Annotated in this window: 2 protein-coding genes; both read right to left on the bottom strand. The window is 55.2% G+C overall.

Annotated features, from left to right (window positions below; translation table 11 throughout):
• Window positions 1-1,468: beta strand repeat-containing protein (locus tag C3432_RS27285; protein ID WP_374755492.1), on the bottom strand; the 1,468-nt coding region annotated here is incomplete at its 3' end.
• Between the two features lie 311 nt (window positions 1,469-1,779).
• Window positions 1,780-3,351, bottom strand: a 1,572-nt coding sequence (locus tag C3432_RS27760; RefSeq protein ID WP_445432945.1) for a BigA/YdbA N-terminal beta-barrel domain-containing protein, incomplete at its 5' end; no start/stop codon positions are given.

Raw genomic sequence — 3,351 nt, 5'->3', positions numbered from 1 at the left:
TGCCATTGTTGACCAGTTGGCTGGTGTTACTGCCCTTCATCCCGATGGCGCCGTTGCCGTGGAGATTAATGGTGCCGTCGTTCAGTGATTTGATGCCGCTGCTGCCTGTGGTATTAATGGCCACCGCGTTGTTGCCGGTACCCGCGGTAAAGTCCATCACGCCGCCGGTCTGGTTCCATATCCAGCCGGTCGTGGCAGAGGCGGTTCCGCCAGAGCGGACATTCACCATGGTGGCACCATTGCCGGTCATTGTTCCCTGGTTAATCACCACGCCGCCGCCAGAGTTCAGGTTGATGGCGCCGCCGTTGGAAGCCTGGCTCATCTCCACACTGCCTTTGTTGACAAAGGTACTTTTACTGGCCAGGTACATACTGTTTTTGGCGGTGTTCAGCATCACTGTCCCGGCGGTGTCGTTGGTCAATACCGACGAGTCACGCAGGTACATCAGCGTTGTATCACCACCAGAACCTGTCGGACCACTGGCGACAGTGCCGCTGTTCACCAGCGAGGTGGTGCCGGAAATATCGAAGCCCTGAGTTATCGTGCCACTGTTGTTGACTTTAGCGCTGCCGGTGGTTCTTACCGAACCGTTAATCGTACCGGTATTGTTCAGGGTACCCGATGTGACATTCAGCGTCTGAGACTTGTAGTTGCCGCTGTTGAGGGTGCCGTTGTTATTCACCACACCGCTGGCGTTGACGGTTAACGGCACGCTGGTGACTGCACCGGTTTGGTTGTTATAGGTGCCGTCGACTGTCAGCGTTGAGGTGCCATCAACCGTGCCGGTATTGCTGACCGTACTGCCGGGCATCACGCTCGTATTTTTGCTGAGGGTGGTGGTGCCCGTCAGAATCGAGCCGTCAGCAAATTCCGCTGACGCAATCTCTGCGCTGTTATCTGCCCCTGTCGACGCATGTTCACCCAGCGTAATCTGCCCACGGTTGACAATACGGTTGCCGGCATTACCATCGGAATAAAACGCCTGACCGTTTTCGGCATTGATATTAATCACGCCGGTGGTGTCGTTAATAGCGGTGCCACCTTTATAAACAGCCATTCCGACCAGCGGTTTGCTGGCATCGTAGTTCTCGTTTTTCTCGAGATTAATGGTGCCCTGGTTTATCACCTGGTTGTTTCCATAAGCCACCATACCGGCACCGGCGTTATTAATGGTAATCGTGGCACCCTGGTGGTTGGTAGCAGTGGCGTTACGGCCATAGGAGTTACCACTATTATCTGCCCCTGCATCCATACCCACGGCAAAATCCCTTACAGTAGAAGAGAGAACATTAGCCGGCAGCTCGGTCGTATCATCGGCGCTTTTCCACATAGCATCCGTGGTGATTTTCCCGTAGTTATCCATATTTGCGTTGTCAGCAGCCGCCATTGCGCTCCCACGCCCGTAGACCTCAATTTCTCCTGTGGCGTTGTTTATGCCACGGGAACCTGCACCAAAGGCTTCCATCATATTCTGAGATATGACGCCGTTATTTATCCACCCCGGATTTGATATCCTCCGTTCATTATTACTATTAAAGATACCATCCTGATTAAGAATTTTACCGATAATACGACCATTGTTAGTAACAACAGATCCACCTTCTGCAAACATCGCCGAAACAGAACCGACATTTGCTGTGTGTGCGGCGCTGGTTCTGTTGACTTCAATTGTCTTATTATTAATAGCTGAGGAACCAGCACCCAGAGCATATATCAGAGAGCTGTCGCTGACCGTTATCTCCCCGCTGTTGGTAAAAGCTGAACCCGATAACACATTAATTAAACGGTCATCATCATTCCAGTACCGATTAATAAGGGCATTATCCAAAGTAAAGGTCGCCCCGTCCGCCAGTTCCATATATGCGCCGTCAGACAGCCGGAATAGAGGGCAAGTCCTGCACCGAACTCACCCTCGATACGGGAATCACCGCTTATATACACAGATGAATGTCCATCGACGCTAATCACGGATGTTCCGAAGACACCTTTTCGTTGATTAGCCATCGCGTCTCCGGCAGTGGCATCAGCAAGCTGGTCACTCTCGCCGGTCAGCGTTATCCCGCCCAGCAAATCAACCCGGTTATTATCCCCTGTCACCACCAGACCCTGAATAGTTTCCTGGGTTCCGGGGGAGGCCCCATACCCATGTCCGGCTACTTCAGTGTCCGCAATCACCTGCAGATGGCCGTCCAGCACCACGGTATTATTGCTGCCGTTGACATTAATCCCGGTCGAGGGGGTAAAGAAACTCTCTGCCGCCAGCGGGGAGGTCTGGTCTTTATCCACCACCATATTGCCGGTCAGCGTCACCGTGTTGGCGTCGCCGGAAACATCAACCCCGGTCGCCTGCTGGCCGGAAACCTTAATTTCTTCTGAGCTGAGGTTAATGGTGTTCCGGGTGCCGCTGACCTTCATACCGGTAGAATAATCACCCACCCCCATTTTACCGTTCTGGTTAACGGTGTTCCCGTCACCAGCCACATCCACCCCGGTACTTGGTTTACTGCTGTCGGTGCTGGCGGCGGCGGTGTCGCCGGTGTTGGTGATCTCGTTGCCGTTACCCGCCACCTTCGTACCGGTAGCACCGTCGGTCGCACTGCTGGCACCTTCGTTATTGATTTTGTTTGCATCACCGGTGACATCCACGCCGGTGGAGCCTGCCCCTGCTGCGCTGGTGCTGCCGGTGCTGTCGATCTCGTTCCCGTCGCCCGTGACTTTGGTAGCTGTGCCGCCGCCGGTCGCGCTGCTGTCGCCTTCGTTGCTGATTTTGTTTTTATCACCGGTCACGTCCACGCCGGTGGAGCCTTCGCCCGTGGCGCTGGTAGCGCCGGTGTTAGCGATCTCGTTGCCGTCGCCGTCCACTTTAGTGGCGGTACCGCCGCCGGTGGCGCTGTTATCGCCCGGTACATCAATTTTGTTTTTGTCGCCGCTGATAATAGTGCCGGTTTCACCCGCCGCACCCGCAGAGGAGTTGCCATCAACGGTTTTCTGCTGCCCGTCGCCGCTGATAACCTTCGTGTCCGGGCTTGCCTGGGTAAACGCCCCTGCGCTGTTGTACGACCAGAACAGGTTGTCAGCGCCGTAACTGCCCTGCATCACCAGGGTATTGTTGGCCTCTTTCAGGCCGGTCACGGTCAGGGTTTTCCCGTCCGGGGCGGTCAGCAGGTAGCCGTCGCCCTGTTTTGTAATGGCGAAGGTGGTATTGGTATAGGTGACGCCGTTCACGACCAGCGAGGCAAAGGTCAGGGTTTTTGCGCCCCGGTCAAGGGTGACGCCATTGTCGTAAACGGAGGTGGAGGTGTCAGGTATAACGGGGTCTACGGGCGTTACCGGATCGACGGGGTCCACCGG

This window comes from Citrobacter amalonaticus (assembly GCF_002918555.1).
In the GTDB taxonomy this organism is placed as follows: Bacteria; Pseudomonadota; Gammaproteobacteria; order Enterobacterales; family Enterobacteriaceae; genus Citrobacter_C; species Citrobacter_C amalonaticus_A.
Note: the sequence above shows the minus strand (reverse complement) of the source record. Positions and strands in the feature narration are given on the sequence as shown.